Source organism: Limnobaculum eriocheiris (assembly GCF_021010575.1).
Classification (GTDB): domain Bacteria; phylum Pseudomonadota; class Gammaproteobacteria; order Enterobacterales; family Enterobacteriaceae; genus Limnobaculum; species Limnobaculum eriocheiris.
Map to the genome: position 1 here is coordinate 26,316 of NZ_JAJNAG010000035.1, position 8,848 is coordinate 35,163.

The window sequence follows — 8,848 nt, forward strand, 5'->3', positions numbered from 1 at the left end:
TAAATTCTGAATATATTGCCGCTTCGGCTTTGTTAGCGAGCGGGGTACATGTCGATGATGAGTTATTTTCTGGTTTCGGTATTACAATCATTTCTACCAACCGCTTTGCTGTTGGGGCTTAACTGGTCTTTACGCAAAACGCCCCATGTTCGTCCATTAATTTGGTTAACCCTGCTGGGATTTTTTGCCGGAACGGCAACCGGTATTAACCTTCCAACATCGCAACAATGGGTACTGTTTTGCACCGCATTACAGCTGACGCTGATACTGCTGTTTTTGTTAAGCCAACTGGTCTCGTTGTCAAAAGTTGGTTATTTCTGGCAGTTAGTTTTGCTGTTTGTCGCGGCTTTGCGTTGGGGGCAAACGCCAAACCTTAGCGCGATTACCGCCACTAACGTTATCAACACTGATTTACTTCTAAATATCAGTGCGGTGGTGGCCGGACTCATTCTGGTGGCGTTTTCCGGTACGTTAATGACATTTTGTATGCGTCAATTGCGCTATTTACGCTGGCCGCTACTGATCATTCTGTCATTATTGCTGTTAGCACCACTGTCCGGTGAGCTGATGCTGGTATTGATGAAGCTACAGGTGGTTGAGTTAACCAAATCATTACTCAGCTATGTGGCAAAAGTGACGAATATCAATAGTCTTAACAGCTATGTATGTGCCGCGGTGTTGCTGTTTAGTGGCGTTATTTATTTAATTAAAGTGGTATTGCCGCGTTCTATCGCCCGGGCAGAGCCTCGCCCAATCGAACATCGCAAAGCGGTGGTCCATTATCAGAATTCCCGCCGTATCTTTGTTATCACATTACTGTTGGCGTTGCTGACCGCCGGGGCTCAACTGTATTGGGACAAAGTAGCCTCTCAACCGCCAAGGCTTTCTGAAGCGCTGCCGGTCACTCTGGCCAGTGATGGTCTGGTGCATATTCCCGTTGAACAGGTAAAAGACGGTAAATTGCATCGTTTTGTCTGGGTGGCTGAAGACGGTAAAGCGGTTCGTTTTTTTGTCATAAACCGCTATCCGGATAAGTTACGCTTAGGGGTGGTATTTGATGCCTGTCTGCTGTGTGGCGATCAGGGCTATGTGATGGAGGGTAATCAGGTTATCTGTGTTGCCTGCGATGTGCGCATCTTTATTCCTTCGATTGGTAAACCCGGCGGCTGTAATCCGGTACCAATTGATGAATGGGATATGACCGATACGGAATTGACCATCAGTAAAAAATCGCTGGAGAGTGGGCTAAATTACTTCTCTACCATTGTAACGCTGGAAGTGACCGATCCGGTCGACGGCAGCAAGCTGACTAATACCAAAGCGGAACATCGCTATACCTTTGCCGGAAAAACCTACTTCTTCTCAACGGCAGCAAACTATGAAGCCTTCAGGGACAACCCGGAGAAGTTTGTGAAGGAGGAACAGTAACTATGTTGTGGCTTATGTTACGACAGTCATGGTCGCGAAATATCCGTAAAAAGCTCTTGGCGGTGATGACAATATTTCTGGCCGCGGGGCTGGTTTCTGCGTTGCTGGCAGTATCAATAGATATTGGTGACAAAATGGCGCGGGAGATGAAATCCTATGGCGCCAATATTCTGATTGAACCGGCAGGGCAGGCAACATTGCCTTCACTGTTTGGTGAGAAGAGTAACCCACTGGCGGGGCAAGATTTTCTCGATCAGACAGAGCTTCCTAATATTAAGGATATCTTCTGGCGCAATAATATTATGGGCTTCGCGCCACTGCTGAGTGGTGAAGTCGAAGTGCAGGGGAAAGCGATACCGGTTCTGGGTACTTTCTTTGAGCAAAAAGTAGATGTACCGGATGAAGAAAATTATCACACCGGTCAGAAGATTATCAGTACCTATTGGCAGGTTTCAGGCCAGTGGCCAGATGAAACCGGTGAAAAACATCAAGCCCTGTTAGGCCAGCAATTGGCACAGCAAACCGGTTGGAAAATTGGTGACGTTGTCACGTTAAAAGGCTCGAAAACGACAATAGATGTGGCCATTAGTGGCATTCTGGCCAGTGGTGGAGATGAAGAGCAACAACTGGTATTGCCTCTGGCACAGGTTCAGGAATTGCTGGGGCTTCAGGGTAAAGTTCAGGCCATTCGGGTGTCTGCATTAACGGTGCCTGAAAACGAGCTATCGCGAAAAGCCAGGGCCGATCTGGAGTCGCTGGATGCGGAAGAGTATGACCTGTGGTACTGCACCGCTTATGTTTCTTCCATTGCGCACCAGTTGGAAGAGGCCATTTCAGGTTCCGGTGTACGCCCTATCTGGCAGGTAGCGGCTTCCGAAGGGATAGTAATTGAAAAGATTCAACTGCTGCTGGCGGTGGTTACTCTGGCTGCATTACTGGCATCTGCAATGGGTATTGCGTCGTTGATGACCAGTAACATTATGGAGCGAACCAAAGAGATCGGGTTAATGAAAGCATTGGGCGCAAGGCAGTGGCAAATCATGATGCTGTTCTATCTGGAGGCGGCAATGAGCGGCGTTATCGGCGGGCTACTGGGTTGTATTGCCGGTTGGGGGCTGGCAAAAGGAATTGGCCTGATGCTATTTGATGCACCATTAAGTTTTGCCTGGATTGTTGTGCCTTGCGTTCTGGTGCTGTCAGTCCTAATTGCGCTGGCGGGTACCTGGTTCCCGGCACGTCGTATCGCTTATCTGTATCCGGTGGAGGTACTGTATGGGCGTTAACCATTCTCAAAATATGTTCTGGCGCCTGGTATTACGGGCACTAAAGCTAAGAATGCAGCGGGTAGTAGTGATTTTTGCCGCGCTGGCGGTAGGGGCGGCTATTGTCACCGCAATGTCTGCGGTCTATTTCGATATTAATACTAAAATGAGCCAGGAATTACGCACCTTTGGCGCTAATTTCTATATTGGCCCCGGTCATGGAAATAGCTTACCGTTAAATGATTATCAACAGATTATCGAACAAGCGCCTAAAGGGCTAATTGGGGCTGAAAGTCCTTATCTGTATGGTATGGCGCGTACCGAACTGGAAAAAGTCGTCATCATGGGCGTCCGGTTTGAGTCACTTAAACAACTAGTCCCTTACTGGCAGGTCACCGGTAGCTGGATTAGCGTTAGTTTTGACGATCGTAAAGCTATGATTGGCTATAAGCTGGCCAATCGTCTTGAGTTAAAAGTGGGTGACTCTGTGGTGCTGGTTGATGGCGACCAGAAAAAATCTTTGCAAATCAGAGGTATTGTTGAGTCCGGTGATGCGACGGATAACGTGCTGATTATCAACCTGCCTTTAGCCCAAAGCTGGTTGAAACAGCCCGGCGCAATCAGTCATGGATTACTGAGCGTGAGTAATGAAGCCGGTCAGGTTGATGCGTTTGCTCAACAGTTACAACAGCGTTATCCGGACCTGGAAATTCGACCTATTCGTAAAGTATCTGCCAGTGAAGGTCAGGTGCTGGATAAGATTAAAGGCTTGATGGGGCTAGTCTCTCTGGTGATTCTGGTATTGTCGACGCTGTGCGTCAATACCACGCTAATGGCGATTGTTAGCGAGCGTTCAAAAGAGTTTGCGCTGCAAAAAGCTTTAGGTGCTAAAGGGCGAGATATTGTGCGTCAGATTATGGCGGAAACCATGATTATCGCACTGTTTGCCATTATTGCCGGGGTAGTGACTGGTTATATTCTGGCACAGATTCTGGGACAAACGGTGTTCTCTGCTTCTATTGACCTGCGTGCTCAGGTTATTCCATTAACTTTTATCCTTTCATTATTGGTTGCTTTAATTGCAGCTGTTTTACCGACTTATCGTGCCGTGAAGATTGAACCGGCTAAAGTGTTAAAGGGAGAATAACGGTGACACAATCAGTTAGTCAGAACTCCTCACCATGGGTGATTGAAACCCACCATCTGTATAAGCGATTTGGTCAGGTTGTCGCACTGGATGATATTAACCTGCAAATTAAACGCGGGGAATTTATCGCCATTATGGGCGCGTCAGGATCGGGAAAAACCACATTGATGAATATTTTAACCTGTCTGGATACCGCCAGTGAAGGTCAGGTATTGCTCGATGGCACCGATGCGGCAGTACTGGATGAAGAAGGGCACAGAGCTTTCCGCTCGGATAAAATTGGTTTGGTGTTTCAGCAGTTTCACCTGATTCCGTTTCTTACGGCGTTGGAGAATGTGATGTTGGCCCAGCATTATCACAGTGTGGTGGATGAGAAGGCGGCTCGTAAGGTATTGGAGCAGGTGGGGTTAGATCATCGATTTGACCATTTGCCCAGCCAGCTTTCTGGCGGTGAACAACAGCGGGTATGTATTGCCCGGGCGTTGGTTAATGAGCCACCGGTGATTTTTGCTGATGAACCGACGGGAAATCTGGATGAGCAGAATGAGCAGTTAGTGTTAGGTTTACTGACGGATTTACATAAGCAAGGGCGGACCATTGTTATGGTGACCCATAACCCTGAGCTGGGGCGCTTTGCCGATCGTATTATCAGGCTACAGCATGGAAAGTATTTGAGTGAAGAAGTGAATAATCGCGAGGTGGAAAATGCGATTTAATATGCGTAAATCCGGCGTGTTGCTGCTGATTAGTGCAGCATTATTGCTGTCAGGCTGTAAGGAAGAAAAGGCAAAGATTGGCACTCAGGCGCCTGCGTTGGCGGCCTATGACCTATCCGGTAATAAAACTTCTCTGGAACAGTGGAAAGGAAAGTATATTTACCTGAATTTCTGGGCTTCTAACTGCAGTGGCTGTCTGGCAGAGATGCCAACGCTGGAGAAATTGAGTCAGGAATATCGGGATAATATCGTGGTGGTGGGTATTAATACGGATAAAGAAGATACTAATATTCAGGCGCTATTAACGGATATGAAGGTTTCATTCCCTAATGTACGCGATCAACTGGCGATTACTCAGGAGCGCTATCAGGTTATTGGTACCCCAACCTCATTTTTGATTGATTCTCAGGGAACCTTACAGGAGCAGTATGTAGGGATGATGCATGAGCCTCAACTAAAGGCAATCTTTCAGAAGGCTAAGGGATGATGCCGTTAATGAAAATCGGTTATCCGGGGTTAATGTTGCTGTTGTTTAGCTGGGTAAACCCGACAGCGGCAGCGCAACCTGAACAAAAGTTTTATAACATGAACTGCGCCTCCTGCCATGGCAAGAAGGGGGAGAAAACCGCGCTGAACAAAGCTCGCCCATTAACCAGCCTGAAAGAGCAGCAGATTATTGAGGCATTAACAAAACGGCGAAATGGCGATGTGAAAGGCGCGGGTAACCAGGTTAAAAAACGCCTGACGGATGAAGATATTAAAAATCTGGCGAAATTTATTCCGACGATGAAGTCAGATTGATATTGTTCTTGTGGTGTGGCAGTTACACAGAATTATTTACAGGGTCGAATTCAGCTTTAGTGTGCGTCGGGCGTGGCCCGACGTTGCCTGGTATAAATTAACTGTTCAGTTCAATACATGGTTGCGAATTACTTACTAACTTTTAGCGTAGGGAATGGATATCCACCTTCCTGTATTTCTTTACTCGGTCCATACAAACGCAAGATTATGTAAGCATCTTTTTCTGGAATTGGCAGCCAATTGGTATCGCTTTCTTTTCCTGTTGAACTTAGCTCAATTGTATACATTCCATCGGCATCGGGTTTTAGTGTACGGTCACCACGGCTGTGACGATTAATCTCGTTGTGAGCCATCAGACGATTATCTGATCCATATACTGTAAACGACCAGAACTGACTCACATCAGGAGCCTTGAAATGCATTGTGTATTTCTTACCATTCGAACCATTGATATTCTTACCGTCTTCTCCCTTTTCTGCTTTCAAGTAAACTGATTCATCAGGCGGTAAACCCCACTGACCCAAATAGGTACCTTCTGCAAACAGATCACGTTCACCATCTCCCAACTGCTCTCTCGTGCCAAGTAATTTGCCAGCATTAGTCATTTGAGGAGCGAGTTCTTGAAGGTGTTTCATACCTAACTCTTTACCTACTTTAGCAGCAGCTAATTGCTCTTTGGTAAAGTCGGTTTTACAAGGTTCGAGGCCAATTGATTTGTATTGATCTAACCATTTCTTGTCAGCAGTACCCATATCACCATCACACAGAACGTAGTTCACTCTCTGCAACCAGTTCGTTTCGTCATATTTTGGATAGGTTCTGACTTTTTCTTTAGGTCCCGGAACACCAAGGTACGCCGATAATGTTCTAATGTTCCAATCATCCATATAATTTAGGGCAACTTTTTCATCCTCTTTGCCCACAGCCATGATTCGACCCATCAACTTAATGATATTCGAATCAACATAAATAACTTCATCGACACTTGCAGGAATATCCCCTGTCCATGAACGAGCAGCAAACATAAATTTACCGCCTTTATTCCCTCGCAAACGTGAACCAATCATTGACGTTGTGTAATGTCCCATGTCCATTGTATGTAGGATCCAATAACGGCCTTCATCCATATCAGGAACACTTACCACAACTGGCTCTGCGGCTACATCTAACCACCCCATTAGATGCAATGTGTCATTATTTATGGTCACATGGGCAGTATATGAGTCGTCGGCAATATGACGAATATTTTGAAAACGATTGAGTGGTGTATCAGTTTCAACGGCAGTTTCGTAGAAAAATTTGTAAGCTTCGTCAATAGAATAAGCATAAATGAAAGCGTCTTGCGCTAGCTTATCTGGGATAGGCTTAGCAAAAGCAAACTGAGTAGCAAAGGGGCTTAACATCGCTGAAGTGGCTAGCAATGAGACCAGTATTTTTTTTCCAACCATTTTCTTCTCCGAGAATATAAACAATTTACCTAATCAACTTATTGAATATAGTTAAAAATTAGAGCCTATAAACTGTACTAGCTCAGACCTGATCTGACAGTTACCGGTTTTTATAGGTGTCTGTCAGATTACATCTGGCTCAGATTCTTTTCTGCCCAGACACGTTTTCCATCATGAAGAGTTTCTATCGGCGTACGCCCACAGCAGACTTTTCCTTGATGAGTCCGTTCATTATTATAATACGATACCGCCATCTTCAACCAGTTCTTGATACCGATAAAACGTATCTCGTGAAACGCCCATGATTTTACAGGCTCTGGAAACATTCTTAAGTTCTTCAGCCAAATTTAATAAACCGGCTTTGTGTTTAATGATGGGATTGTTAGTATGCAACATGAGAGTTACCTTTTGTGTTTTGAATAAGGATTCGACACCCATATCAAAACCGGTAACTCTCACCTTTTCAAGGTGCTGTGTCAGATTAGATCGAGACTAATACAAATTAACGGTTACCGAACACCCCGTGAGTGGTTCTTTTTGCTCCAGCTGAAGGTTTCGTCGCTGGGAACATATTTATCTTTTTTCTTTTCTGCCCTGGCTTTTTTCTCTTCTTTTTCCAACTCTTTCATTATTTGAGCAATAACGTCTTCTTTGGCTTTATTGAGTTCACTATTGGTTAAAGAGCGACCTAATTCTCTTTTTAATTGTGCCTGTTTCATTTTGATCTGCTGTAACTGGCTTTCAGTTAAATCTTTTAAGGTTAACTTTTTCATTAATGCTCCTTCCCGATGGCAGATAATATTTAGTGTAACGTGAAAATCAGATGGTGGGTATGCCACCATAGTTAATTATTTGTCTGCATTCAGTTTTTGGGTTAACCAGGGAACTAACTGTTTTTTACGGCTTAACATATTTTCAATGGTGACAGGTAGCTGACTTATTGGGTTATTTTGGGAAAAATAGAGACGGCTCTGCGAGCTGAATAAGGAGGTGATCATTAAAACATAGAAATCCAGACCTTCAGTATGTGCGCGCTTTTCCATTTCCTGCGACAGCGCCGGTACTTTGTCTTCAATGGTATGAAAATCGCTGACCTCTATTTGACCAAGAATCAGCTTATAATCGCCAATTAAATAATTTTTCTCATCTTTTTGCAGTAATCGTTCAATGCTGAGCCCGCTGATATCGGTTTTAGCGTCCAACAATTTGATAATGAAAATATCCGGATCGACATTAGCTATCTGGCTTAACCTATGGGCGGTTTGTCGGTCCTGTTCTGTGGTGGTCGGCGACTGAAATGCTACCGTATCGCTGAGGATGGCGCCGAGCAACAATAAGGCATGTGACTCGCTTAATTGATAGCCCGAAGTGCGGGTAACAATATCAAAAACCAGAGTAGCGCAACAGCCGACTCGCCTTATCCATGCGTCCAGCGGTTCTGTGGTCATCAACGAGCCCAGACGATGGTGATCGATTAAACCTATCACCTGACTTTTGTCCAGGTTCTCAGGGCCTTGTTCTAAATCGCTGAAATCCACCAGCCAGACTGGTTTTCCGGTTATATTGTGCTCAAGCAATGGTGGTGAAGGGCAGTGAGCCTGTGACAGGATAAATTCAGTTTCTGGATTTAGTTCCCCCAATCGATAAGCCGTTGCGGATTGTCCGCAAAAGTTTAGCCAGTCGCTAACAACAATCGCGCAGCATATTGAATCACTGTCCGGGTTCAGGTGACCGAAAACTGAAATCATAAATTTGCCTTATACTATTGTGACGAAAATTTGCCGGGGTTTGGCTGAAGTGGCAAATTGCATTAATCTTCCGATATTTTAACGATGCAGACTATTGAACCACTCCCCGGATTTCAAGGGTTAAATATCGCAATCATAAATCTAACTTATACTAAAGATGAAAAGTGCAGGTGTAAGTATCCCATCAAAACGACCCATTCACTTTTAGAGATCTTCTGACATACTGATTATGTCCCCTGAGGAGATCACCATGCGTAAAATCCGATTCACAGAGCACCAGATAATCGCCGTCCTTAAA

Annotated in this window: 9 protein-coding genes and 1 pseudogene; 6 read left to right on the plus strand and 4 right to left on the minus strand. The window is 45.1% G+C overall.

Annotated features, from left to right (window positions below):
• The first annotated feature begins 57 nt into the window (after positions 1-57).
• Genes LPW36_RS13320 through LPW36_RS13345 form a run of 6 tightly spaced genes read left to right on the plus strand, consistent with a single transcriptional unit; the run spans position 58 to position 5,354 of the window.
• The gene (locus LPW36_RS13320) at positions 58-1,428 is read left to right on the plus strand and encodes a Fe-S-containing protein (protein ID WP_230610389.1); all 1,371 of its coding nucleotides are present in this window, start codon (positions 58-60) and stop codon (positions 1,426-1,428) included.
• Positions 1,429-1,430: 2 nt separating this feature from the next.
• Positions 1,431-2,711, plus strand: coding sequence for an ABC transporter permease (locus LPW36_RS13325; RefSeq protein WP_230610375.1), 1,281 nt, complete (start codon positions 1,431-1,433; stop codon positions 2,709-2,711).
• A 13-nt stretch (positions 2,712-2,724) separates the two neighbouring features.
• On the plus strand, positions 2,725-3,837 hold the full coding sequence (locus LPW36_RS13330) for an ABC transporter permease (RefSeq protein WP_230610391.1): 1,113 nt from the start codon (positions 2,725-2,727) through the stop codon (positions 3,835-3,837).
• Between the two features lie 2 nt (positions 3,838-3,839).
• On the plus strand, positions 3,840-4,553 hold the full coding sequence (locus LPW36_RS13335) for an ABC transporter ATP-binding protein (protein WP_420844784.1): 714 nt from the start codon (positions 3,840-3,842) through the stop codon (positions 4,551-4,553).
• Positions 4,543-5,040, plus strand: a complete 498-nt coding sequence (locus LPW36_RS13340; RefSeq protein WP_230610377.1) for a TlpA family protein disulfide reductase — start codon at positions 4,543-4,545, stop codon at positions 5,038-5,040. Before LPW36_RS13335 ends, LPW36_RS13340 begins: the two co-directional genes overlap by 11 nt.
• A complete protein-coding gene (locus tag LPW36_RS13345; RefSeq protein ID WP_230610379.1) occupies positions 5,037-5,354 on the plus strand; it encodes a c-type cytochrome in 318 nt (105 codons plus the stop codon). The genes LPW36_RS13340 and LPW36_RS13345 overlap by 4 nt, the downstream gene beginning before the upstream one ends.
• A gap of 128 nt (positions 5,355-5,482) precedes the next feature.
• On the opposite strand, the gene LPW36_RS13350 is transcribed toward LPW36_RS13345, so the two are convergent.
• The 4 genes and pseudogenes from LPW36_RS13350 to LPW36_RS13365 form a co-directional block, all read right to left on the minus strand.
• A complete protein-coding gene (locus LPW36_RS13350; protein ID WP_230610381.1) occupies positions 5,483-6,802 on the minus strand; it encodes a DUF1254 domain-containing protein in 1,320 nt (439 codons plus the stop codon).
• Positions 6,803-7,045: 243 nt separating this feature from the next.
• Positions 7,046-7,198, minus strand: a pseudogene (locus LPW36_RS13355) (helix-turn-helix domain-containing protein); the annotation flags it as partial.
• A gap of 113 nt (positions 7,199-7,311) precedes the next feature.
• On the minus strand, positions 7,312-7,575 hold the full coding sequence (gene yjbD / locus LPW36_RS13360; RefSeq protein WP_130591216.1) for a DUF3811 domain-containing protein: 264 nt from the start codon (positions 7,573-7,575) through the stop codon (positions 7,312-7,314).
• A gap of 75 nt (positions 7,576-7,650) precedes the next feature.
• On the minus strand, positions 7,651-8,550 hold the full coding sequence (locus LPW36_RS13365; protein WP_230610383.1) for a manganese-dependent inorganic pyrophosphatase: 900 nt from the start codon (positions 8,548-8,550) through the stop codon (positions 7,651-7,653).
• Between the last annotated feature and the right edge of the window lie 298 nt (positions 8,551-8,848).